The following is a 24,745-nucleotide window of genomic DNA, read 5'->3' as shown; positions in this document are numbered from 1 at the left end:
TTTTAGTCACAGTAAGAACGGTGGCAGTGTGGGCATCCAGTAACAAGCTCCTGACCTGCTTTTTCAACACAAATCCCAGCGGACTCACGTCCATCGGATTTCCCTTTCCATACATGGTGACCAGGTGCATAAATATTTTGATTACAAGACCAGCAGCGGCCAGTCTTTGACGCGAAATGAGGAGCTTTAATACTTGCCTGAATGTCATGCATTCACATCGCCTCCTGCATAGCTGCCGTTTCAATGCGCAGCTTCTTATCTGCTTCACTTACAACCAGTCGGATCACCTGAGCATCTGTACTGATTAACTTAGTGACCGCCTCAGCGTTATCGACAAAGATCGGAGCTGAAACTCTGTAATGCTTGCTGAGTGTATTAATAATGTCCAAGCCGACATTGATTCGAGCGGCGTTGTTCAGGCCGCCTTCATACGGAACGCCTTTGTAAAGTGTGTCGCAGACTTCCTTCAGCCCGCCGTTGACCTGCTCTTCGAAGAGTCTGAACCGCGCCAACTTGAACTTGCTGTTGATCTTGGCGTCAAGCAGGTTGACTTTCGTACGGGTGAACTCTTCACATAGGAACAGTTCGTGCTGCAGCCGCTCATATTCACCGGCCAGACTTCTCTCCTGTTGCTCCAACTCGGCGACACGTTGCTGCCCGCGCTTAACGCCGTCGAATTTAGCCAGGTCCCGTTCCATATCCTCGACTTCAAGTCGCAGCCTGCCGATCTCTTCCCGGACGCCCGCAGCCGCCGATTGGCTGGATTGCCGCAAAGTTACGATTTCCTGCTGAAGCCGGGTCGCCTCGCCAATCTTGCCGGCATACTCTGGATCTGCTGCTGGGTCCTTGACACCCGCGCGCAGTTCAGTCAGCTCGGATTCTGCCGCACTGATCTCCGTTTGCAAGGTTGCCAGGGCGTTGTTCAGCTCTTCAATATCGACCTGGAGCCGCTTGACTTCCTGCTCAAATTTTTCAGCTTCGGCGACAGCAGCCTTCCCATCCGCATTAATGCGCGCCTTCCGGTCTGCCAAGCCCAGATTAAAATCAGCCTCCGCCTTTTCATGTGCCGCCTTGATCTGCTCCTCCGGAAGATTCTGTCCGCAAGTCGGGCAGCTCGCATCGTGATGATGTTCGAATACTTCTTCTTTCAAAGCGGTAAAATCTGCTCGCAGCCGCTCTGCTTCCTGACGGCGACCAGCAGCCAAGCGCTCGTTCTGCTTGATTCGCTGCTGCTTATCTTCGATGCTCCTGCGGTATTGGTCGAGCTTTGAGTGCTTCAGGTTGACAGCGTTCCGCTTCTCAGCTACCTTATTCAGCACCGCTGATTGCAGCCGAGATTTAATATCGATTTGCTCTGCCTCAACTTCGCGCAGGCGCTTCTCCTTCACAGAAACCTCGCCGCCGGAGAGAATGCGAGACACCTCTGCCTCTCGGGACTCGATTCGACTACGCAAAAGCGCAACATCTTCCTTTAGTAGCTCTTCATCAAGATCTGTCGCATCCGGCATCTGCCGCTGAACCTCGCTGATGCGGACCGGCAGCTCCTTAATTTCCTTGTTAATAGCTGCACTACGAGCAGTGATGACTTTCTTATGAGCTTCCATTTCACGACCAGCCAAGATTGTAGGAAGCCCGGCCAGCTCCTTGTTACTGTGAATGACTTCGTCATCTGTCAGATCGCCGGAAACCTCCAGCAGCACCTTGCGTCGATCCTCTTTCTTCAACACATCATTGAAATATGAAGGGCTGGTTAGCAGCCTGAACAAATCTTCCTTGATAATGGAGTCGACCTCAGTCTGGAACTCCCGCATGCTGAGTGGGACGCCGTCGACATAATAAGTAGTAGTGTGGCCCTCGAAGCTCTCAACCGGTGCGCCACGCTTCTTTGTCCACTTCTCGGCGTATACCCGACGGAAAATCCGGCGGTGGCCATCTACCAGGAGAGAGCCTTCAATTTCATGCTCCAGCTTGTGCTGTTGAACCATGCCGACAATATTCAGCTCTTTGATCTCGAATTTCTGTTCTGTACGATTCTCACTGTCTTTGCCAAACAGGAGCCAAAGGAAACCGTCGAATATCGTGGTCTTTCCTGTAGCATTATCGCCGAAAATGTCAATGTCCCGGCCATCAGCCGGAACATTGAATTCCTTAATCCCTTTAAAATTACGGAGCGTCAAGCGCTCCAGAACAATACGCTTCAAGCGATCTCCTCCTTCTCAGTCGGCGGTACCGACTGAGGGTATTTGATATTGTCGATGTGTGTATTGACCATATAAGCCAGCTCCGCAATAATTTCATCTGACAAATGGAGCTGAACAGAATAACCTTCTGTCCGCAAGCTAATTACCGCAGGGCAAAAAGGATTTTTTGGAACGATTTCGATTTGGACTGGCTTACCATTCGGGTCAAAAGATGTTGCCATACTCATGCCAAGCACTCCCTCTTGTGTAATGCGCCCTCACCTGCTAAGATGAGGGCAAGTGTATATTTTGATTGTCAAAGAACAAGGATGGCCGCCTGCCCGCGGTCATTTTTTTGATTTCTGTAATAAGGAAGTTGGAACATCGTGCTCAACGATGCTTCGCCAGTCAACAATGACTGGTGCATTCTCCACACTTGCGATCAGGTCGCCATTTTCATCTTCAACATGAAATTCCGAATGGACGTGATCCTCGTAATTAGTACCAGCCTGCCGGATCTCAATAACTTCCCGGCCATCCACTTCTGTGCCAACTTCAAATACTCGGGTAGGATTACTAACCACTGTTAACTTTTGAATGACTTGCATAAGTGCCCTCCTCTCATATGTAATGGATGCGTCAGCCGCATCTCCAAACGCCAACCCGGAGGAAAGGTCATTTCTAAGGGTCGACGCTTGGAGACAGGGCCAAGGCCCTTGCCTGTCCTGTTTAAATACCTGCTGCTGCAGCCATTTGCTGAATAATTTCACGACTGTAAAGCTTACCCTCAAATGATATAAGGTCTTCTTGGCTACCAGTGATCGCGCAGCCTGGTGCATATTTGCGGAAAATGATCTTCTCGTCGTCAACAAAGATCTCCACAGGGTCCTTAATTTCCAGATTCATTGTTCTGCGCAGTTCAATCGGGATAACGATCCGTCCAAGCTCGTCAATTTTGCGTACAATTCCAGTAGATTTCATATACTTAAGCCTCCGTAGGGTTTATTTTTTGAAAGTGATCATTAAAAGCTTTTTGAATCTCAAACGGTAGATTTTCAGTGACTTCCTTCCAAGAATCAAAAGCAGCCTTGGTCATGTCCCGCCTTCTCTCCAGCTCCAGAACCTCAAAGCGAGTTGATGTAGGGGAATAAAGTGACTCGCGGAACCTTCTCTCTGTGGCAGTCTGTTCGTCGCTCACCTGTTTAAAGCGTTCAGCCAGGGCTTGAGCAAAATTAATTATCTGCTGATCCTTCAAGCTGCTCCCTCCTTGCGCTTTTCGCGCTTCGGGATTAAAATAGACAACAAGAGATTCTCTAACCGAGATTTCAATCCAAGTGACTGCCCTAGCCGGCGGTCATTTTTCATTTCCATTTCCGCAAATCGGATCATGTTGTTAAGATGAGCCTCCGCGTCTACGATCTTCCCGGGCAGCATAATGTCCGGATTCTCCCGAATCATCCGCAGGTTATGAGCTGCATGCTGACCTGCTTCCCTTGCCTCTGTAACCAACTGCTCTCTTTCCAAGGCGTTCCCTCATTTCAAATATTTTTTAGCCTTCAGCTCAGCCCGGTGCTCCTTCCAAGTCCCCAACCAACTAAAGGAATACTCTTTACACAACACGGCAGCCAAGTGGGTCAGTGCTGTAATTGCCTCTACCGTCTCCATGAGCAGCCGTTTTATCTGCTGGCGCTCAGTGTCGTTAATCTGCTCGTTGGTCTTGCTGATCGGAGCCAGCCCCGAAGCGTCCAGCACTTCCCTCATCTCCTCGAGCGTTTTGAATAACACGCTGGCTCGATGTAGGTCCACATTATCCAGCCAAGGAGCAGAAGCACCACCGGTGACTTCCGCCGCCGCAGCTAGGAAAAGCTGACTATCATCGTAATGTTCAACCGCTGCTCTCATGACTGGCTCGGAAGCTTTACGGGTTCCTTTAACAATTTTCCCGATCTGAGAGCCATCAACGTGAGCGGCTCGTCCAGCATTTGCTAAAGTGTCTCCCTTTCGCTGCATGACATCCTTGAGCGCATCAGGAAAATGTCCAATTGCCAATCTGGTTTCACCTCATTTGTCCAATTTAGTGGGATGCTATCGGACAGAGGCCTGATGTATGATGTTGTTAAGCAAATCCCCTTGCCGATTCCCCACCCGCCGTTGCCGGTACAGCTCGGCGGGTTTCCTCATTTCCCGGTTACCTTGAAATTCTTCCTGAACCACTCGAGAAAATCTCCCCAAATGACTCGTTTACCTCTATCACCGCCGATATCGAAAAGCGGACAACCCTTAATTGAGACAATATCGTAAGTTTTGCTTTTATCCGCCTTCAAGCGTCTTGCTAATTCTGGAATCGTGAGTATATCCGTTTCGGAGAATGGAGCTTCTGTTTGATTCATCCATATCTCTCCTTACTTAACTTTGATAAGTACATATCGTGAATATCCCTGACCATGTTCACGGTAATCGAGTAACCAGCCTTCATTCATCAATCGTGTGGCTTCCTCCGCTTTACGCGTTTCCCTAACCTCACGGATGTCAACCATTTCCAATGCAGATCACTTCCTTTCTATTGAAATTATTCAACTTTACGTGGAATAAATGATCAAAAAAAATTTACTACAGGCTCCTTTAGTGCTACTGCGATCAGTTCCAATTCCTTAGTGCTGATTGGTCTCTTTCCGTTTTCCTTCATGTTATAGTTTGATACTGTCATACCTACTTCTTTTGCCACGAACGTTTGAGTTATGCCTTTGGATTTCCTGATAACTTTAATTCTCTTGTGTAACTCCAACCTTATCACCACCTTATTCCACGTAAAGTGAAACTTTATATTTCTGATTATATATTCACTAAAAGTGAAAGTCAACGTTAAATTCAACTTTTAGTGTAATTTCTTTAACGTAGGGTGAAATATTGGTATTATAATGCCAAAGTAGAAAATGGCGGTGTAATAATGAGTTTAGGAAAACGTTTGAAACAAGAACGAGAGCGTAAAGGTTGGTCTCAACTATACGTTGCTGAAAAACTAGGGATAACTAACACTGTTCTTTCAAACTACGAGCGCGACTACCGCGATCCAGACACAAGTACACTTTCCAAGCTTGCAGATTTGTATGAATGTGATACAGATTATCTATTAGGAAGAACGATGGTCCGAACAAAGCAAGAGTTTAACTTAACCTTTTTAGGTGGCCCTGAGCACTATACTGAAGACGAGATCGCAGAAGCAGAAGCAGCTGTCAGACGATACCGCGAAATGAAAAAGCGGGCCTCTGAGGAAGCAAACAAACAAAATAAATAAGCAACTCCCCCAGCCGATGGGGAATCAGAGTGAGGTACCAAATTGTTTATACTTATAGTTTTTCTACTTCTTGGTATTCTGTATAAGAGAGAGATAAAGGCGATAATTTCGTTTCTATTCCTTGGTTTTGTTGTCATGTATTTTTGGGAGGATATAAAGTTAATTGTTTTGATACTAAGTCTAATAAGCTTCATATCATTCTTGATCTTAGGTATAATGGCCGTCTTTAAAAAAGACAAGAGTGCTATACATAAGTTATTAATTTCACTTATATGCTTCCTTATTGTTTGTTTCGGGATAGTAAGCGATGATACAAGCGCAATTCAAACAAAAGGGTCCGCAATAAGTGTTGAAAAACAATTAATATTTTAAAACGAGCCAGCAATGGCTTTTCTTTTAGCTCAAAAATAGAACATATGTACTACTTGTGGAGGGAATTTACATGAGATTTTGTAATTACTTCAAAACTCCATTGGAACAGAGTATCCAGGATGTGTATTTGGAGAATGGAATTTTAGTACCTGAAGATCTAGCTATTGATCGTATTGCTAGAATATTTCAAATCGATGTGGTGTTCGAACAAATAATAACTTTCTCAGATAATCAATTAATGATCATCTTTCTTCAAAGCGGAATAGAGCAAACGGAGCAGCGAAAATCATTCTATCACGAACTCGGTCATGTACTTCGACATGCCGGTGATCAACGCTTTATGTCTAAGCTTTTTCGGCAGCTTCAAGAAGCTGATGCCGAACGATTCTGCCTTTACGCAGCCATCCCTCTCTTCATGCTCGAAAGAATCCAACTACCTGCAGAGGAAGAAACCGCCGCCGGGCATATCGCAAAATTGTTCAGAGTTCCGCCTGAGTTCGCCCTTCAACGCTTACGGCAAATTCAGCGACGGATCGCTGACACAGAATTTTTAACAGCTTTTACATATACAGCTACAGCCAGAGAAGAAAAAGCTCCACCCTTGCCCATGAATACAGAACCAGTTATTCGTGGGATATATGGACTTGATGATCTTTCATCACCTCATACGCTCGTTATAGAGCAACGCGGTGGATTTGATTGGGAAAAGCCACTATACATTGGGATGAATTCAGGTATTAAGAGTGTTGATTCCCGGTCCTACACTTTCCGTGACGGCGCGATAGTGAAGTCAAGTGACCTATCGGTATCATCCGAACGTACCGGATGCGTCATGATCGATATGGGAAGGATTGCATCACGCCATGGCTACGCAGTAGACCGACTTTTTTTACCTATGGAGGCCGTTGACGATGCGATTAATTTTTAATTCGTACAAACTGGGAGGTTTGTCATGAGAGGGCACATTGCTAAAAAAGGTGAAAAATACTATATAGTAGTCGATTTTGATCGTGACGATAACGGAGGCAAACGCAAGCAAAAGTGGTTTTCTGGCTATAATCGCAAGAAGGATGCTGAAAAAGCAATGCCGGATATTCTCTCTAAACTGAATAATGGTACGCTCATAGAGCCATCAAAAAAAACATTTGGGGAATTAATGGAGACTTGGTTGGATGATAAAAAGACTTCTGTAAAATACGGCACCTGGACATCATATAACTGGTTAGTTCATAGACACATCATTCCGCATTTAGGAAAGAAAAAACTAACAAAACTCAAACCTCAAGATTTTCATGATTTTTACCATAAAACGCTTTTAAAAACACTTGCTGTTGGTTCAATCAGAAAGGCACATGTCATTATCATGGATGCACTAAATCGTGCTGTTACCTGGGGGGATATATCGGTAAATGCGGCCTCCACCATAACGCTACCAAAAGGAAAAAAGATGATATTCGAAGTATTGGATGAGCACCAGCTTAAAATATTTCTGGACGCCGCCTTGAATGATCAATATTACCTGGCGTTTGAGCTTGCAACATCAACCGGCATGCGTCAGAGTGAAATTCTTGGTACAAGTTGGAAAGATACAGACTTGAAAACCAAAACTATATCCGTTCGCACAGCATACACGTTGGATGAAGAAGGTTATACGTTGGACGACACTAAGAGTGACGGTAGCGTACGACCTATTGCCTTGTTTGAAGATACAGTGCGCTTGCTGACAAGCGAAAAAGAAATTCGTGCTAAAGTAATTGCAAACAATGAGTTTTACAAGGATTCTGGTCTCGTCGTTCAAACAAGCGTAGGAACTCCAGTCGGTCCTCGTCTTCTCATGAGACATTTTTACCGGATACTCAATCAGATACGAAAGGAACACCCTACATTCCCTAAAATCCGCTTCCATGATCTCCGACATACTCATGCTACCCTGCTCCTTAAAGCAGGGGTACATCCGAAAATAGTTCAGGAAAGATTAGGACATTCATCAATAAATATCACTCTGGATACTTATTCACATGTTCTCCCCAATCTGCAGGAAGCGGTGCTCCGGGGTATCGGTGATTCCATCCTTGGAACGCGTAAAGAGGTCGCGATTTCGACTGAAACCCCCACTTTACTTAACTAAAGGTTAGAAGAATGTTAGAAGCCAGGGGATTTAACGAAAAATGGCACGGTCCCGGAATCCCGGAAAACCGCGCCATTGCGCCATTCTTAGATATGCTGGTGAAGGGAATTGAACCCCCGGCCTACGCATTACGAGTGCGTTGCTCTACCCCTGAGCTACACCAGCTTAACGCTGTTTTTCTGTCAAACAAAAAATATTATACAACTTTCAGCCAGAAACGCAAGCCTATTTCTCCCTGTTTTCCGCCCTTCTAAACTGCTAATCCACCTGTAGCTTACGCTCCACAGACTCTAACTTTCCACGGCTAGTAGAGGGTTTATCGCGGCGGTCGTCTATTTTAAGTGAGGTAGAGACACGTTCTGCACCTGCGTCAAAAGGAGACTCATGCAAAGCTTCTACCGCAGCAAAAATGCGTTGCAGAGGCCCTTCGATGATCGTCCCCATGGACGTAAGTTCATAAGTAATCCCTTCTACTGTCTTCAGCACCCGCTGCATATCCGCAACATAGCTGCTAAGACTGGTGCTGCCTGTTCCAATTGGAATAACTGTAACTTCAGCAATAGGCATGAGAATACCTCCTCGAAATTTTATAGTAGCTGTCTCCTTCCATTGTAACAATTCCACCGCTCTGTCACAAACTAAGCAAGATTATCCTCCCTTATCTCTTCTATTTCTTCTGATTACTCCAAAATATGACTTTGGGCTAAGAGTATTTTCTCATGAGCAAATTCTAGGGTCATCTGCACTATATTTATGGACTCTTTGTGGCATCTTTTCGGACAATTTATGAATCATTTCGCATCTCCCTGTGGATCAATTGTGGATTACTTATGGACAGCCTGTGGATCATTTGTGGAGTACTTTTAAAGAACCCGCTCCCCGCGCGGGTTTTCTAAAAAACTGTTTACAAACACAACATCTTGGGTTATTTTTATCTAACGACAACAAAATATAGTGGAGACAGGCGCTTTGATCCTTAACCGGATTTAGAGCTTAATAGGGAAGCGCGGTGAGAATCCGCTGCGGTCCCGCCACTGTAACCGGATGGCCTTCTCAAGCTTCTGGGAAGCTTGAGAATCCACATCTCCCGGCAAATGCCACTGAGGGTTAGGAACACCCTTGGGAAGGCGCCGAGAGATCCCACGGAAGCCAGGAGACCTACCTGTTTCGACGACACCAACTATTGATGCCTGCGAGGAACAGGGATGGTGTCCGCATGCGGTCATCTACGTAGAGACCTCTGCAAATATCCGTGTGGATATTTACATAACGCATCGGGCATTTTCTGCCATCCTCGGGTAGGGGATGCTTTTTTTATGTAATCTGAACAAATATACGACTGCTTATAGCAGTCCAACTTCTTATGGATATATGGATTTGATGATAGATGTTTTTCTTTTATACTGAGAGGAGAGCTGTACAATGACGTTGTTGGAGAGACAATTTAATGGAGTAGAAAATGCACGGGAAGTTCTTTTAGAAGAGCTCATTGATTTAGGCCGGGATATTATCGACAGTCGGGATATGGACCTATTGCGCGAGAATGCCAATTTGAATGGAGAGAGTTTCTCCGGTAAAATGAGCAAGTTCGGCAGTGAATATTCAAAATGGTACGCCCGCAATTTTACGATGCCGCCACAGCTAGTGCAGGCTATTGATGACAATGTCGTCTATGTGCATGATCTGGATCAATACGCGATTGGAACGACGAACTGTATTTTTATCCCGTTTGATAAACTTCTCCGTGAAGGTTTCAATACCGGCAACGGCAGCGTTCGTCCTCCGAACTCAATAATGACAGCTATGTCTCTGGTAGCGATTATTTTCCAATCCCAGCAAAATGCTCAATATGGTGGTGTATCCGCCAATAAACTCGACTATGATCTGGCACCTTATGTAACCAAATCCTTCGCCAAGCTGTTCCGCAAGGGTCTGGATTATTTTGAAGAAGGACAAGCTGATGAATCTTTGGGCGAGATTACGATGAGCCGGACCGATCTGGCGGAGTTATATCCAAGAGCGTTCCGTTTTGCACTAAAGGAAACCGAAATCGAAACTCTGCAAGCGGCTGAAAGTATGGTACATAATCTGAATACCATGTCCAGCCGATCCGGTGGACAAATACCGTTTACCAGCATCAACTACGGTACTTGTACTTCACCAGAAGGTCAGCTTGTGATCAGTTCTCTGCTAACCGCAACTATGAACGGACTTGGCAGCGGAGAAACACCAGTGTTCCCGATTCAAATCTTCAAATGCAAGCAAGGAATCAATCAACAGCAAGGCGATCCTAACTATGAACTGTTCCTAAAAGCGGCTGAATGTTCTGCGCGCAGACTATATCCAAACTTCGCTAATCTGGACGCTCCGCTCAACTTGCAGTATTATGATCCAAGTGATCCTGATACGGAGTTCGCTACAATGGGCTGCCGAACCCGAGTGCTCGGTGACCGTTTTGGGCGTAATCATTGCTCTGGGAAGGGCAACCTTTCCTTTAATACACTGAATCTGGTTCGGCTAGGTCTGGCACACGGCACAGTAACAGGCAGACGTACCATCGCAGACGAAGCTGGCTTCTATGAAGATCTAAATCATTACATGGATATTGCGCTGGAAGGACTTCTTCATCGCTTCCACATCCAAACCGCACAAAAAGCTAAAGCTTCCGATTTCATGATGCGAGAAGGCGTCTGGGAAGGCGGCGAACATCTTGCACCTGATGACACTGTAGGCGATCTGCTGAAGCATGGCAGTCTGTCTCTTGGCTTCATCGGTATGGCGGAATGTATGAAAGCTATGTACGGCAAACACCATGGCGAGGATATGGAAGTTCATGCCAAGGCGCTGGCTGTCGTGCGTCATATGCGGGACTATTGCGATCGGAAAAGTGAGGAACTGGATCTTAACATCACCCTGTTCGCAACTCCAGCAGAAGGTTTGTCCGGTAAATTCACCAAAGTTGACCGCAAGGTACTGGGTTCCATTCCGGGCGTAACCGACCGTGAATATTATACGAACTCTTTTCACATCCCTGTATACTTCGATCTGGGTGCTGCTCAGAAGATCAGCTTGGAAGCTCCTTTCCATGAATATTGCAATGCCGGGGCTATTTCTTATGTCGAATTAAACGGCAATGCCCGCAACAACCCATCGGCTTTTATCAAAATCATTAAATATGCGCTCGAACAACAGGTCAGTTATTTCAGCATTAACCATCCGATTGACCGCTGCTCCAGCTGTGGATACGAAGGCGTAATTGGGACAAACTGTCCTTCCTGCAACGCACATGAGAATGACGTGCACATCCGCCGTTTGCGCAGAGTTACAGGTTATTTAACCGGCGACTATCAGACCCGCTTTAATGCCGCCAAACAAGCTGAAGTACGGGATCGCGTTAAGCATCTATGAATATTTGCGGTTACTATCCGGAGTCGATTAACGAGGGAGAGGGCATGCGGGCCGTCCTCTTTCTCAGCGGCTGCCGCCATCGTTGCCCGGGATGTTTTAATCCCGAGACATGGAACTTTAAATATGGAGAAGTCTTCACCTTAGAACGACAACATGAAATCATTGCAGAAATCGCCGCTAACCCTTTGCTGGATGGTCTGACACTGGCAGGCGGCGATCCTTTTTTCTCAGCAGAAGAGTTGCTGGGGTTCATTCATGAGCTTCGCGCTGTACTGCCAGGTTTCTCAATCTGGATTTACAGTGGTTATACGTACGAAGAACTTACAGCCCTTCCCGGTACGCCGGAGTGGAATCTACTTAAACAGTGTCAGGTGTTAATAGATGGAAGATTTGTAGAAGAACTGAAAGATACTACGCTTCTCTACCGGGGAAGCTCCAACCAACGCATTATCGACATTCCGGCCAGCATGAACGGCTCGGAGGTCTTTCTGTGGCAGCCTGCTGCGCTATAATATATCAATTTTTGATATTGAAAATTAATTTGAAATAAGAAGGGATGAACTAACTATGCCGCAATTCGTAGTAAAACCGGATAATCGCCAACTGGCTTTTGATGAGAACCGTCTCTCCGTCTACGCTGACCGTATTCTGGAAGGTCTCGATCAACTAAATAAAGAAACTTTGCTGCGTGGAGTGAATTCCAAACTGCGTCGTGACTCGGTAAGCGGAGAAGAAATCAGCAATGCCTTCACCATGAGCGCTCTAGAGCTTGTAACAAAAGAAGAGCCTAACTGGAAGTTCGCAGCTGCCCGCGCCCTTCTGACTACCCTTTATAAAAAAGCTGCCGTTCATCGCCGCTACAAAGCTTATCCAGAAGAGCCTTACGGTGAATTGTATCCACTAATTACGGATCTCGTGAAAAAAGGAATCTATCGCGAAGAACTTCTAAGTCATTACACCAAAGAACAAATTATCGAACTAGGCGGGTGTATCGATTATACACGCGACCTTTTGTTTGACTATATCGGTCTACTTACGCTATCCGACCGTTATTTGGCGCATGATTTTGACGGCCGTGTAATGGAGCTTCCACAAGAACGTTATATGATTATTGCTATGTACCTGATGCACCGTGAGCCAGCTGAGAAACGTCTTGAGCTTGTAAAAGAAGCTTATTGGGCTATGAGCAACATCTATATGACTGCTGCTACACCTACAATGTCCAATGCCGGCAAAAAGGTCGCTGGACAACTATCCAGCTGCTTTATTGATACTGTAGACGATTCCCTAGAGGGTATCTTTGACTCCAATACAGACGTAGCACGTCTAAGCAAAATGGGTGGCGGCATCGGCGTTTACCTTGGAAAAGTACGAGCACGTGGTTCGGATATCCGTGGCCACAAGAACACAAGCTCCGGCGTAATCCCTTGGATTCGCCAGTTGAACAATACAGCAGTCAGCGTAGACCAGTTGGGCACACGTAAAGGTGCTGTAGCTGTTTATCTTGATGTATTCCATAAAGATATTCTCGCTTTCCTCGATCTTAAGCTGAACAACGGTGACGAGCGCATGCGTGCACATGACGTGTTCCATGGCGTCTCCCTACCTGACCTGTTCATGGAAGCTGTAGAATCGCGCAGCCATTGGAACCTCTTCTGCCCTCACGAAGTGAAAAAGGTCATGGGCTGGACAGATAAAAATGGCCGTCCACTAGGATTGGAAGATTTCTACGATGAAGAGCTTGGCAAAGGTACTTTCCGTGAAAAATATGCTGAAGCTACAGCGAACCTGGAATTATCCCGGATCACTGTTCCTGCGATCGACATCATGAAACGGATTATGAAATCACAGCTAGAAACAGGTACACCGTACATGTTCTACCGCGATACCGTGAACCGGACTAACCCAAACCGTCATCAAGGTATGGTTTTCTCCTCCAACCTGTGTACAGAAATTATGCAGAATCAGTCTGCAACAGTTATTGAGCAAGAAGAATTAGTAACTAAAGATGGCCAGACCCGTATCGTTATTTCCAAAATCCCTGGCGACTTCGTAGTCTGCAACCTGAATTCGATTCACTTAGCACGGGCGATTCCAGCTGGCGTATTAGAAAGACTTGTTCCGATCCAAGTTCGTATGCTTGATAACGTAATCGACATTAATAATATTGAAGTTCTGCAGGCACAATACACGAACAGCCAGTACCGCGCAGTAGGTCTCGGCACATTCGGCCTGCATCACCTATTGGCACTCAAGGGCATTCGTTGGGAATCCGATGAAGCCGTAGAATATAACAATCATTTATATGAACATATCAACTACCTGTTGGTTCGTTCGAGCATGGAGCTTGCCCGTGAAAAAGGCCGTTATCCGAAATTTGCTGGATCCGATTGGGAGACTGGCGCATACTTCACTTCCCGCGGGTATGTTAGCGGTGAGCAAGAAGGTAAATATGTAACGACTGAGCAATGGCGCGAGCTGCAAGAAGAAGTAGCTAAGGACGGCGTACGTAACGCTTGGATGTTCGCCATTGCGCCGAATGGATCTACATCGATTATTGCCGGCTCCACCGCCAGCATTGATCCGCTGTATGAACTGCTTTCCTATGAAGAAAAAACAACTTATAAGATTGCTAACCCAGCACCGGATCTGTCCGACAAAACGATCTGGTACTATAAGACAGCATTTACGATTGACCAAAACTGGTCGATCCGCATGGCTTCTGCTCGCCAGCGTCACGTCGATCAAGGCCAAAGCTTCAACCTGTATGTCCGTCCTGACATCAAGGCTACCGAGTTCCTGGAACTGCATCTGAATGCCTGGAAGGGCGGCTTGAAATCAACTTATTATGTGCGTAGCCGTGCTTTGACTATAGAAGAGTGTGAATCTTGCGCTAGCTAATTATCTTAGTGCCCTAAATAGAAAAACGATGATGAATTTCGTAACTGCGAGGAATGTTTGGGCTTCCGGCCGCTGTTGTCATCAGAGGTCTTGATCTTTACCGCTATTAGCGGATGACATCCGATGACAGCATATGCTTTCGATGCGAGCTTTCCTACGGAAAGCTTTCGGGCGAACGCTGACGCTCCTACAGCTCCAAACTTCCTCTCCGTTACTCCATCACCTTCTTTCTATGAACAAGACACCAAGAAAGATTACCAGCGCAAAAAATGGAGGGATAAGAAATGCAATTACAAAAGATTTTTAATACTGAAGCACCTAACCAATCCACACGCATTATCGACGGTGAATGCTCAGGTATTCTGAACTGGAATGATATTCGCATGCCTCATATGTACAAGCTGTATAAGGTGCTGCTGCTTAATCACTGGATCGCGGATGAAATTCCAATGTCCAAGGATGCGCAACAATTCCCGATGCTGGATGCCGAGGAACAACGCGTATTTAAGATTAATATCTCCCTACTCGCTGTGCTGGATTCGATGCAGACGATGTTCGTGAGCGACGTGAAGCGTTATTTCACCGATTCCTCTTTGGAAGCTATCTCCGCTATTATCGGGCAGCAAGAAGTGGTGCATAACCAATCCTATTCCTATGTTCTATCCTCTATCGTGTCGGAGAGTGAGCAGAAGGAAATTTTTGAATATTGGAAAAAAGACCCTGTCCTGCTGGAACGCAATCAGTTTATCTCTGATATTTATCAAGAGTTCCGTGATAACCCTACGAGACAGACCTTTTTCCATGCGCTGGTAGCAGATCTCATCTTGGAAGGAATTTTCTTCTACAGCACTTTCGCCTTCTTCTACAATCTGGCCCGTGACCAGAAGATGATGGCAACCAGCCAAATGATCTCTTATATTCAACGTGACGAGAATCAGCACTGCTACTTCTTCGCAGAAGTATTTAAGCAGCTGCTTGTAGACTTCCCTGAGCTGAACACCAAAGAAAACATGGATTACGTATACCGTACCATCGACCGCGCGGTAGAGCTCGAAACCAACTGGGCTTATTACACACTTACTAACGTGCGTGGTATTGATCTTAACGAGCTTAGCGACTACATTAAATATACAGCGAACAAACGTCTGACTTTGATGGGTATGGAAAAAGCTTATCAAGGTGTTGACGTTAACTGTATGCCTTGGATCAAACCTTTCTCCGATGATGCGCTTAATGCTACCAAAACTGACTTCTTCGAAGCTAAGTCCCGCAACTATGGTAAGGTTGGCGACGATAACGGATTCGACGATTTGTAAGACCGGATATATAATAACCCCTATATAAAAAAGAGGCCATTCTCTACTTTCTTAGTGAGATGGCCTTTTTGCTATAGCTTATATAATGCAAAAAGCGCCCCTCTCCCCTGGTATCAGGGATGAAAGAGACGCTTATACGTTTGTTATTAGCACTAAGCACAGAAGGCTTGCTACTTAGTCTTATGCCTTGCGTTCCACACGATGTGTAGTTTCTTCTGCAAGCTCATCTAATGCATCGTTCAGGCGCAGCTTCAGCTCCTCAGCAAGCTCTACCACTCCGTGATCATTACGAACCACTTGAGAATCCACGGCATAGACGCCGCCAAGAATGTAACGCGCGCCCAGTACAGACAACACAGGTTTCAATGCGTAATCAATTGTGAGCAGATGTGCAAGACTGCCGCCCATGAACAGCGGGAGTACAACTTTTCCGGCCAATCCCTTTTGTGGAACCAGATCTAAAAAGGTCTTCAACACGCCTGTATAAGAAGCTTTATAAACCGGGCTAACCACAATTACCGCATCAGCTTCCGCTACAAGGCCATTGGCTTTGACGATAGACTCACTTTCAAACTTAGTGTGAATCAAATCCTCCGCTGGTAGTTCTGCTACGTTAATACGCTCAACCTCGAAGCCCTGATTGGTTAAGCTGGCCTCCGCATATTCTATAGCTGCATTGATACGCGATACCAGGGAAGGCGTTCCGTTAATCACAACAATTTTAGCCACTTTTCCACCTCTTCCATCCCACTTAAGCAGCTCACACTGCTTTATTTATTATCCCGACAAAATTACTTTAAATTAATACTAATCCTAACGTAGAATTGATATTTTTGTCAAACCATAACCACTTGCGCTCCTCCCACTCTTACGTTATACTAAGCAACAATATTAAATCCAACAATCAGGCCAATGATCGGCATCCAACCGTGAGGCGTCTGCGACCGGAGTCTACAACAACTCCCTAAGTTCACCGGGTTTCGCCCGTTATCGCGAAGACCAAAGAGGGTCGGATTGTTCCTGCAGTTAAGGAGATTCGATCAACCTGGGTGGCACCGCGAGCTGACGCTCCTCGTCCCATGGATGAGGGCGTTTTTTGCGTTTTTTTAACCAAAAAGGAGCGAAACGGTATGCTGGATATGAACTGGATCAAAGACAATCAGGAACTTGTAAGAAACATTACGGCTTGGAAAAGAGTCGACTTCCCACTGGATGAACTGCTGGAATGGGATGAGAAACGGCGCGAATTGCGCCAAGATACGGAACAGTTGAGAGCCCAGCGTAACGGGCTGACCAAAGAGGTTGAACGACTTTTACGACAGGGTGACAGCGTGGCAGGAGAAGCAGTTAAAGAACAAGTAAGAGAACTGAACAACCGCCTGAATCTCTATGAGGCAGAACTAACTGAGGCAGACCGCCGCTGTGGAGAACTCATGCTGCTCGCACCAAACCCTGTATCGCAGGATACACCGATTGGCCATGATGATAAAGATAATGTAGAACTGCGACGAACCGGAACGTTGCCGGAATTCGGCTTTAAACCGCGTGATCATGTAGAACTAGGCGAGCTCCACAATATCATCGATATCCCCCGTGGCGTCAAAGCAGGCGGCCCACGCAGCTATGTGCTGAAGGATGCAGGGTTGTTGTTACATCTCGCTGTACAGCGGCTGGCCATTGATGTACTAACTGCCCGCGGGTTCACGGTGATGGATGTTCCCGTGATTGTCCGTCCGGAAGCGCTGGAACGTACGGGCTTCTTCCCCGGCGGGATGGATCAGACCTATGAGCTAAACGGAGACAATCGCTGGCTGGTAGGCACATCGGAGGTGTCGCTTGTCTCGCTGTATAGCGATGAGATTGTCGAACTGGATTCGCCAATGCGACTCGCCGGAATGTCGGCCTGCTTCCGCCGTGAGGTAGGATCGGCGGGACGAGACGTGCGTGGTCTGTACCGTGTTCATCAATTCTCAAAAATTGAACAAGTTATCTTATGTCGGAATGATGAGGGCGTATCAGAGGGCATGCTGCAGGAGATTCTTGCGAATGCAGAGCATATTCTACAGCTCTTGGAACTTCCCTATCGGATCATGTCTGTCTGCACAGGAGATATGTCCCTGAAGACACATAAGCAGTATGACATCGAGACTTGGATGCCAAGCAGAGAGGCATACGGAGAGACACACTCGGCTTCCAACCTGCTCGATTTCCAAGCTCGTCGTTCGGGCATTCGTTACCGGGATGCCGACGGTAAGCTGCAATACTGCCACACCCTAAACAACACCGCAGTGGCTACACCAAGGATCCTAATTCCGCTGCTGGAGAATCATCAACTGGAGGATGGATCCATTTACATTCCGCAGGCACTGCGTAAATATATGGATGGAATTGAACGGCTTGAGCTTCCGTACCAGCAGTGATGTGTTGTCCAAGTAGATTTAAAATTAATAATGCCCCTCCAGCTTCTTATCGAGAAGTGGAGGGGCATTATTTTTGTTCCGATACATTCTATATAATTCTAATCTCAATTGTTTTCCCTATGTAAAAATTAATAAAACTCTAGAATAAATTTGTCGTAATCCATAATAAATTCAACAATATATATAACATAAAATTAAAATATCGGTGATCTATTAACCATAAAAATACTAAATTTATAATTAATATTGTATTTATGCACTGTTTTTATACTAAAATCACAACATTTCAATTTTTAGATTTAATTGATGCAAACTTTAATTTATATTCATGAAAGACAACCTTTCATTTTACATTTGAATGCTAAGATTTAATAGGTTGTAAATAAAAGATTCGAGGGGAGAATGACTTATCCAAATGATTATTTCTTCAAGAGTAAGGAAATGGTTCGCTACTGGACTGGCAATGTTAATGGTTGCCGGCAGTGTGTTACCAGCTGTCCAGACCGCCGAGGCAGCACCGGATAATAGCAATATTGTTATCTCGCAGGTCTATGGTGGTGGTGGAAACGGCGGAGCGGAATTTAAAAATGATTTTATTGAATTATACAATCCTACAAATCATCCAGTAGATTTGACTGGATGGAAAGTTCGCTATACCTCAGCGGCCGGAACCTTTAGTAGCGGAACAGACTTAAATGGAACCATCCCGGCAAATGGATACTTCCTTATTGAGGAGGCCGCTGGAACGGGAGGAACTACCGACTTGCCTACTCCTGATGTTAGCAAGGGAATCCTTGCTATGAGTGGTACAAACGGCAAAGTCGACCTCGTTGATAAATCAGGTACAACAATTGATTTAGTTGGCTACGGAACAGCTACAAATGTCGAGGGAAGTGCGACCGCTGCTCTCTCCAATACGACAGCCGCTATCCGTAAAGCTGCGGCTGGTGCACCGGCTGATAGCCGCGGTCTAGATACGGATAACAACTCTACGGATTTTGTTGTCCAAGCACCAAGTCCACGGAACAGCACCTACGGTACGTTACCTGAATTACCGGAAACTGCTAGTTCCGCAGTAGCTTTACCAGCCCCTAATGCCTGGCCGGCTGGTACAGAAATATCTTTGAATTCTCCAACGGTTGGAGCATCCGTCTATGCAGCTGTTTATGGATCAGGTGGTTCAACTAATTTCCAACCTTACACAGGGCCTATTACCTTAACTGAGGACACTACGATTAAAGCGTATGCTTCAGAACCAAATATGCCAGACAGCCCTATATCGACTTTTGATTACACTATTCTGGCCAAAACAGATGTTGCAACAGCACGCCTTGCTAGTAAAGGTCAGAATATTTTAACAGAAGGTATCGTAACTCACATTAATGCAGCAAAAATGTATATTCAGGATGAATCCGGCGGGATCGTACTTTATGGTTTCCCAGAGTTCGCAAACGTTGGAGATCGTGTTGAAGTAAGCGGCACAATGGATATCTACAGCAACCTGCAAGAAATCAAATTCCAAAGTGGACTTCAATACAATGTAGCTGCACAAAATGTTGGGGTGCCTGCACCAAAATTGATTACAGCAACCGACTTGTCTGCCGCGAACGGCGAAAGCCACGAAGCTCAGCTGGTAACTATGAATAATGTGACCATAGACAATGTAAATGGCAGCACGGTGACTGCTAGCCAAGGTGGACAACAATTCACAATTTTTTCAACCCTGCCTAAACTAGTTAAGGGTAAAACCTTTGACAATATCACTGGGGTTATCGAGCAATATAGTACGACTTATCAATTCATTCCACTTAATGAAAATGCTTTGGTGGAAGAAACTTTTTCCGTTATGGCCAGCCCTGGCGCAGGTCGCATCATCAAAGGAAGTTCTGTGACCCTATCCAGCCCTACTCTTGGAGCACAGATTTACTACACGACCAACGGAACTGAACCAACAACAGCAAGTAAGCTTTATTCAGATCCGATTACAGTTAATCAAGATCTTACCATCCATGCAATTGTCGTAGCAGATGGCAAGACAAGTAAGGTTTATACCTTTGCATATAAAGCATCTGAACTCCCTCGTATACATGATATTCAAGGAGAATCTCATACTTCTGAGTATGCAGGTCAGAACGTTTCCGATGTAGAAGGCATCGTTACCCAATATGGGTACACCTTCGCCACTGGCGCTTATAGAGGTTTCTTTATGCAAGACCCTCAGCCAGACGATAATGTAAACACTTCGGAAGGTATTTTTGTATACAGCACTAATTCATCCCTTAAGCCTCAAATTGGAGATTTAGTCCAAGTTAGTGGAGCTGTTTCCGAATACAACGAAGGTAACGCAAGTAATTTAACCTCTACTCAAATTACTATGACTTCAATAAAAGTAGACTCCTCTTCAAGTTATACTGTGCCAGAGCCTGTCGTACTTGGTAAAGGCGGGAGAGCCATTCCGTCTTCCATAATTGACAATGACGGCATGGCTGATTTTGAGCCTAATGAAGATGCAATTGATTTCTACGAATCGTTAGAAGGTATGCTCGTCAAGCTCCCTACCCCTACGATTATCAGTCCTTACTGGACAAGTGGTAGCGGAAATTCCATGCTGTATAACATCCCTACAAGAGTAGAAAATGAAACACCTGATGTCATCACACCAGCTGGTGGATTAGTTCTCAAAGAATACAACCAATACAATCCTCAGCGCCTCATCATTGCTTACGGAAATCCGGGTCAAGAAGTCATCACCGGAGATAAGTTCGCGGGAGATGTAACTGGCGTCATCGGATACAACAACGGTAACTTCAAAGTGATTCCGGAAAACGGTAAGCTTCCAGCCATCACTCCAAGTACCTTTAAGCAAGAAACAACTACTCTTGAAGTCAATGATAGTAAGTTGTTGATCGCATCGTACAACATTGAAAACTTCTACCCGGGTGTCGGAGCAACAAAAATCCAGAAACTAGCCGACTCCATCACAAACAATATGAAAAAACCTGACATTATCGGCGTTGTCGAAATGCAGGACAGCAATGGTGAAGCCAATAATGGTATCACTGAAGCAAGTGCAGCCGAATTGATTAAGGCTATTGAAACCGCTGGCGGTCCTGTATATAAATACACAGATATCGCTCCGGAGAACAATATGGATGGCGGTGCCCCAGGCGGAAACATTCGCGTAGGATTCCTGTACAATCCAGCAAGAGTACAGCTTGCGGACAGTGTGAGCGGACAAAAAGGTACAGCTATACAATCCGTTGGATATAACGCAGCGGCAGATCAATTGACCTACAATCCAGGACGAATTGATCCAACAAACTCTGCCTTTACAAGTTCACGTAAACCCCTTGCTGCACAGTTCGTATTCGGTGGCGAGACAATAATTGTGATCGCTAACCATTTCAATTCAAAAGGCGGCGATACCGGTCCTTTCGGAAACGTTCAGCCCCCTGTATTGTCCAGTGAAACACAACGACATAAAATCGCGGCGGTCGTAAACGGATTTGTCAAAGAGGTTCTGACTGCAAATCCTAAAGCCAATATCGTAGCTCTTGGCGATTTGAATGATTTCCAATTTACTAAAACTGCAACCCTCTTAAAAGGTACAGAACTAGACAATTTGATCGATACATTACCTTTAAATGAGCAGTATACGTACACCTATGATGGAAACTCTCAAGTGCTAGATCATATTCTTGTCAGTAAAAATCTAACGGCTTCTTCTAAAGTAGATGTCGTTCATCTAAATGCCGACTTCTCACCATCGAACGGTCGGGTATCCGATCATGATGCGGTTTTGGCACAGATTGATTTTAATACTGCTGAAGACTTCCCACTAACCATTCTGCACACCAATGATACACATGCAGGATTAGATACTGTCAGCTCACCAAACAACATCTTGCGCCGTGTAACAGCAATCAAAGATGCCAAGGCGACTACAGAGAATCCTATTCTTGTAGACGCAGGTGATGTGTTCTCCGGAACGCTTTACTTCAATAAGTATCTGGGTCAAGCAGATCTGGCCTTTATGAATCTGGTTAAATATGATGCTATGACTTTCGGTAATCATGAGTTTGATAAAGATTCAGATGTACTGTCCAAATTTATTGGCAACGCAAAGTTCCCATTTGTCTCCTCCAATGTGAACTTCTCAGCGGATGATATTCTTAGTAAAATGTTCACCAATGAAATCGGCCGGTCAGGTAATGCTGGAACCATCTACCCTGCGCTGATCAAAGAAGTAGACGGCCAACAGGTCGGTATCATGGGTCTGACGACAGAAGATACGGCGAACATTGCTTCACCAGGTAAAGTGACCTTTGAGAATGCCTTCGCTAAAGCGGAAGCAACGGTCGCTATGCTTGAAAAAGAGAAAGTTAACAAGATCATTGTTCTCTCTCACCTTGGCTATGAAGAAGATCTCAAGCTAGCCAAAGCCGTTAACGGCATTGATATTATCGTTGGGGGTCACAGCCACACGCAACTGAATCAAGCCGTTGTAGATAACACCGATCCTAACGCACCGAAGCTTATTGTACAAACTGGTGAAAAAGGTCTTTTCCTTGGCCAACTTGAAGTTAAATTTAACAAAGATGGCGTACTGACCGATTGGAAAGACCAATTAATCTCCATCGATGCTAAAAACGGTACTAACTACGTTATCGCAGAGGATCCTGAAGCTAAAAAGATCCTGGATACCGAGTATAAGCCGGGTATTCAAGAACTAACCAATGAGGTAGTAGGAAATTCAGAGGTTGTTCTAAACGGCGTTCGTGATAATGTGCGCACAAAGGAAACTAATCTTGGTAACCTGATTGCCGATGGCATGCTTTATGCAGCTCAAAAAGCGGGCACTAATGCCGTAATCGCCTTGCAAAACGGCGGCGGTATTCGCGAATCCATCAACGAAGGACCGATCACACAAGGCGAAGTACTCGGCGTACTTCCATTCAACAACGATCTGGTTACGATCACTTTGACTGGACAAGAAATTAAGGATGCTATGGAGAACGGGGTTTCCAAAACGCCGGCAGCAGACGGACGTTTCCCACACGTTGCAGGGTTGAAATTCTATTACGACTCTACGAAACCTGTGAACGAACGTGTATTGCGTATTGAAGTGAAAAACGGGGATAAATACGTTCCTCTAGATCTAAAAGCATCTTATGAAGTAGCTACTAATGCTTTCACAGCTAAGGGTGGAGATTTCTATACTTCACTTGAAAAGGCTTATAAAGAAGGTCGCGTGAATCTGCTGTACCTACCGGACTTTGATGTATTTACGAAGTATCTGCAGAAGGTTGGAACGGTCACTGCGAACACTTCCGCCGTTGAAGGCCGGATTGTTGATCTGAAAGGTGCACCACTGCCGGAGACAAATCCAACTCCGACACCAGACCCAACACCAGTACCAACACCAGATCCAACTTCAGTGCCTACATCAGTACCAACATCAGTACCAACATCGGCTCCAACAGTACCAACCGCTACAGCTACACCATCACCAACTGTTGCTCCAACTGCGGCACCAATTGCTTCAGCACAAGTAACAACAATTAATGCTGCTGATCTAACTAAACAACTTGCTGAACTGCCAGCGGGTAGCCAAGAGCTGGTTATTCCGGTTAAAGCTACTACAGGCGGCGCTCAAGTAGTGCTTCCAGGCAGTGTGCTTGTAAAACAAGCAGCAGCACAGCCTAACACAGTTCTTACCTTTACTACGGATGGCGCTTCTTATTCCTTGCCACTCCGTGTTGTAAACAGCGCAGCACTTGCCGCTCAATTAGGCACCAGCGACTTTACAATTACGGTATCCATTCTAGTAGCGAATTCGGGAACACTAAGCAGCACAAACCAAGCTATAGCCTCACAGCTAGGTAATGCTACTTTAGCTGCTCCAGTAATCGAATTCAGCGTTTCAGCGCAAGCCGGAACTAAGAGTGTGCCGCTGAACAATTTCGGCAGCACTTACGTGAAGCGCACGATCAATGTACCTGCCGTCTTAAATTCAAATAACGCAACGGCAGTGGTCTTCGATCCTGCTTCAGGTAAGATCTCCTTCGTGCCTGCTATCTTTGTTCCTAAAGCAGATGGAACAACGGACGTTACGATTAAACGGAACAGCAACAGCTACTACACCGTTGTTAAGTCTTCCAAAACGTTCGCAGATACTAACGGACACTGGGCTAAATCATCCATTGATCTATTAGCTACCAAACTAATTGTCAGCGGAACAAGCAACGATACGTTCTCTCCTTCACAGTCGATCACACGTGCTGAGTTCGCGGCAATAATTACGCGTTCTCTGGGACTTGCGATAGCTAATGGTGAGACCACATTTAAAGATGTAAACCCAAGTGCTTGGTATGCTGATGCTATTCGCACCGCAGCAGAAGCCGAATTGATTTCCGGTTATACCGATGGTAGCTTTAAGCCGGGTAGCCCAATCACTCGTCAGGAAATGGCCTCGGTATTAGCGAAAGCTATTAAGTACACAGGGAAAACCTTAAATGCCGACCCTGCAGCACTGGCTAAATTCAGTGACGCAGCAAGCATTCCAGCTTGGTCCCAAGCAGCAGTAGCAGAAATCGCTGCTGAGGGAATTATCCAAGGAGCAACAGATGGATCCTTTGCTCCACAGAAGCTGGCAACTCGTGCCGAAGCGGTTACGATGCTGGAGAAGACATTGAAATCTCTCCAGTTTATCAACTAGCAAAAGC

The 24,745-nt window shown here is 45.6% G+C and carries 22 protein-coding genes, 1 tRNA gene and 1 riboswitch; of the genes, 9 read left to right on the top strand and 14 right to left on the bottom strand.

What is annotated here, in order from left to right; all coding sequences use genetic code 11:
* Positions 1-2 precede the first annotated feature (2 nt).
* The 11 genes from MHI25_RS02490 to MHI25_RS02440 form a co-directional block, all read right to left on the bottom strand.
* Positions 3-212 (bottom strand): hypothetical protein, encoded by a 210-nt coding sequence (locus MHI25_RS02490; protein WP_340394891.1) that lies wholly within the window; start codon positions 210-212, stop codon positions 3-5.
* Positions 213-2,201, bottom strand: coding sequence for a hypothetical protein (locus MHI25_RS02485; RefSeq protein ID WP_340394890.1), 1,989 nt, complete (start codon positions 2,199-2,201; stop codon positions 213-215).
* Entirely contained in the window at positions 2,198-2,428 is a 231-nt protein-coding gene (locus MHI25_RS02480; RefSeq protein ID WP_340394889.1) for a hypothetical protein, read from the bottom strand. The genes MHI25_RS02485 and MHI25_RS02480 overlap by 4 nt, the downstream gene beginning before the upstream one ends.
* A gap of 99 nt (positions 2,429-2,527) precedes the next feature.
* A complete protein-coding gene (locus MHI25_RS02475; protein WP_340394888.1) occupies positions 2,528-2,788 on the bottom strand; it encodes a hypothetical protein in 261 nt (86 codons plus the stop codon).
* Positions 2,789-2,909: 121 nt separating this feature from the next.
* Complete coding sequence (locus MHI25_RS02470; protein ID WP_340394887.1) at positions 2,910-3,161, bottom strand: AbrB/MazE/SpoVT family DNA-binding domain-containing protein; 252 nt, start codon at positions 3,159-3,161, stop codon at positions 2,910-2,912.
* 4 nt (positions 3,162-3,165) lie between these two features.
* Positions 3,166-3,435, bottom strand: coding sequence for a hypothetical protein (locus MHI25_RS02465; protein ID WP_340394886.1), 270 nt, complete (start codon positions 3,433-3,435; stop codon positions 3,166-3,168).
* Positions 3,432-3,704: a hypothetical protein gene (locus MHI25_RS02460; RefSeq protein ID WP_340394885.1), complete on the bottom strand. Its 273-nt coding sequence runs from the start codon at positions 3,702-3,704 to the stop codon at positions 3,432-3,434. The genes MHI25_RS02465 and MHI25_RS02460 overlap by 4 nt, the downstream gene beginning before the upstream one ends.
* Positions 3,705-3,713: 9 nt before the next feature.
* A complete protein-coding gene (locus MHI25_RS02455; RefSeq protein WP_340394884.1) occupies positions 3,714-4,229 on the bottom strand; it encodes an XRE family transcriptional regulator in 516 nt (171 codons plus the stop codon).
* Positions 4,230-4,357: 128 nt separating this feature from the next.
* Positions 4,358-4,570 (bottom strand): hypothetical protein, encoded by a 213-nt coding sequence (locus tag MHI25_RS02450; RefSeq protein WP_340394883.1) that lies wholly within the window; start codon positions 4,568-4,570, stop codon positions 4,358-4,360.
* Between the two features lie 12 nt (positions 4,571-4,582).
* The gene (locus MHI25_RS02445; RefSeq protein WP_340394882.1) at positions 4,583-4,723 is read right to left on the bottom strand and encodes a hypothetical protein; all 141 of its coding nucleotides are present in this window, start codon (positions 4,721-4,723) and stop codon (positions 4,583-4,585) included.
* Between the two features lie 53 nt (positions 4,724-4,776).
* On the bottom strand, positions 4,777-4,974 hold the full coding sequence (locus MHI25_RS02440; protein WP_340395649.1) for a helix-turn-helix transcriptional regulator: 198 nt from the start codon (positions 4,972-4,974) through the stop codon (positions 4,777-4,779).
* 153 nt (positions 4,975-5,127) lie between these two features.
* Between MHI25_RS02440 and MHI25_RS02435 the strand changes: the two genes are divergently transcribed.
* The 3 genes from MHI25_RS02435 (at position 5,128) to MHI25_RS02425 (ending at position 7,975) form a co-directional block, all read left to right on the top strand.
* Positions 5,128-5,475 (top strand): helix-turn-helix transcriptional regulator, encoded by a 348-nt coding sequence (locus tag MHI25_RS02435; protein WP_340394881.1) that lies wholly within the window; start codon positions 5,128-5,130, stop codon positions 5,473-5,475.
* Between the two features lie 442 nt (positions 5,476-5,917).
* On the top strand, positions 5,918-6,775 hold the full coding sequence (locus MHI25_RS02430; RefSeq protein WP_340394880.1) for an ImmA/IrrE family metallo-endopeptidase: 858 nt from the start codon (positions 5,918-5,920) through the stop codon (positions 6,773-6,775).
* A 24-nt stretch (positions 6,776-6,799) separates the two neighbouring features.
* Entirely contained in the window at positions 6,800-7,975 is a 1,176-nt protein-coding gene (locus MHI25_RS02425) for a site-specific integrase (RefSeq protein WP_340394879.1), read from the top strand.
* A gap of 93 nt (positions 7,976-8,068) precedes the next feature.
* Here MHI25_RS02425 and MHI25_RS02420 read toward each other — a convergent pair.
* Together MHI25_RS02420 and MHI25_RS02415 are read right to left on the bottom strand one after the other, a co-directional pair.
* Positions 8,069-8,140 (bottom strand) — tRNA-Thr (locus tag MHI25_RS02420).
* A gap of 93 nt (positions 8,141-8,233) precedes the next feature.
* A complete protein-coding gene (locus tag MHI25_RS02415) occupies positions 8,234-8,542 on the bottom strand; it encodes an MTH1187 family thiamine-binding protein (protein WP_339281612.1) in 309 nt (102 codons plus the stop codon).
* A gap of 378 nt (positions 8,543-8,920) precedes the next feature.
* A riboswitch (cobalamin riboswitch) is annotated at positions 8,921-9,156 on the top strand.
* Positions 9,157-9,397: 241 nt separating this feature from the next.
* Between MHI25_RS02415 and MHI25_RS02410 the strand changes: the two genes are divergently transcribed.
* From MHI25_RS02410 to MHI25_RS02395, 4 genes are all read left to right on the top strand, one after another.
* Entirely contained in the window at positions 9,398-11,383 is a 1,986-nt protein-coding gene (locus MHI25_RS02410) for an anaerobic ribonucleoside triphosphate reductase (RefSeq protein WP_340394878.1), read from the top strand.
* Positions 11,380-11,895, top strand: coding sequence for an anaerobic ribonucleoside-triphosphate reductase activating protein (gene nrdG, locus MHI25_RS02405; protein WP_076278891.1), 516 nt, complete (start codon positions 11,380-11,382; stop codon positions 11,893-11,895). The genes MHI25_RS02410 and nrdG overlap by 4 nt, the downstream gene beginning before the upstream one ends.
* A gap of 55 nt (positions 11,896-11,950) precedes the next feature.
* Complete coding sequence (locus MHI25_RS02400; protein WP_076142084.1) at positions 11,951-14,284, top strand: ribonucleoside-diphosphate reductase subunit alpha; 2,334 nt, start codon at positions 11,951-11,953, stop codon at positions 14,282-14,284.
* A gap of 284 nt (positions 14,285-14,568) precedes the next feature.
* Positions 14,569-15,600 carry a ribonucleotide-diphosphate reductase subunit beta gene (locus MHI25_RS02395; protein WP_036682584.1) on the top strand — a complete coding sequence of 344 codons (1,032 nt, stop codon included), beginning with the start codon at positions 14,569-14,571 and terminating at the stop codon, positions 15,598-15,600.
* 180 nt (positions 15,601-15,780) lie between these two features.
* Here MHI25_RS02395 and ssuE read toward each other — a convergent pair whose 3' ends face one another.
* A complete protein-coding gene (gene ssuE / locus MHI25_RS02390) occupies positions 15,781-16,329 on the bottom strand; it encodes an NADPH-dependent FMN reductase (RefSeq protein WP_036682586.1) in 549 nt (182 codons plus the stop codon).
* A 401-nt stretch (positions 16,330-16,730) separates the two neighbouring features.
* On the opposite strand from ssuE, the gene serS reads away from it, so the two are divergent.
* Together serS and MHI25_RS02380 are read left to right on the top strand one after the other, a co-directional pair.
* On the top strand, positions 16,731-18,020 hold the full coding sequence (serS, locus tag MHI25_RS02385; protein ID WP_076192777.1) for a serine--tRNA ligase: 1,290 nt from the start codon (positions 16,731-16,733) through the stop codon (positions 18,018-18,020).
* A gap of 415 nt (positions 18,021-18,435) precedes the next feature.
* A complete protein-coding gene (locus MHI25_RS02380) occupies positions 18,436-24,738 on the top strand; it encodes a 5'-nucleotidase C-terminal domain-containing protein (RefSeq protein ID WP_340394877.1) in 6,303 nt (2,100 codons plus the stop codon).
* Positions 24,739-24,745: the final 7 nt, after the last annotated feature.

The organism is Paenibacillus sp. FSL E2-0177, from assembly GCF_037992975.1.
Taxonomy (GTDB): domain Bacteria; phylum Bacillota; class Bacilli; order Paenibacillales; family Paenibacillaceae; genus Paenibacillus_AQ; species Paenibacillus_AQ odorifer.
This window is presented reverse-complemented; position numbering and strand designations above follow the sequence as displayed.